This is a genomic window from Methylobacterium sp. J-026 (assembly GCF_022829585.1).
GTDB lineage: Bacteria > Pseudomonadota > Alphaproteobacteria > Rhizobiales > Beijerinckiaceae > Methylobacterium.
Map to the genome: position 1 here is coordinate 1 of NZ_JAKSYC010000226.1, position 371 is coordinate 371.

General features: G+C 71.2%; 1 pseudogene. It reads right to left on the minus strand.

Going from position 1 to position 371, the window contains the following annotated elements:
* A pseudogene (locus tag MKK69_RS19710) lies at positions 1-138 on the minus strand (glycerophosphodiester phosphodiesterase); the annotation flags it as partial.
* Positions 139-371 lie beyond the last annotated feature (233 nt).

Below are 371 nucleotides of genomic sequence, written 5' to 3' on the forward strand. Positions count from 1 at the left end.
CGCGTGCGCGCCCGCGCGGGCGCGCTGGTCCTCGGTCCTCACGGTCCAGGCCATGACCGGGATCCGCCCGAGCAGCCGGCAGAGATAGGTCGGCGCACAGGGCAGGTCGTCCACCCGCCAGGACAGGAAGTCGGGCCGGGGGCGACGGTGCAGAACAGGGCGCCGGCCTTCATGAAGGCCGCGCCCCTGCCGGAAGCTGGGTTCCCCTCTCCCGACCCCCTTCGGGGGCCACCCTCCCCCGCAGAGGGGGGAGGGGGAGCGGCCCGCCCGGTGATCGGACGGCAGGATGTCCAGGGTGACGCCGTTCATCATCGTGTCGCGTCCGCTGCCTTTGAAGTCGGATACGCTTTCAAAAAATCGATCAGCGTCCC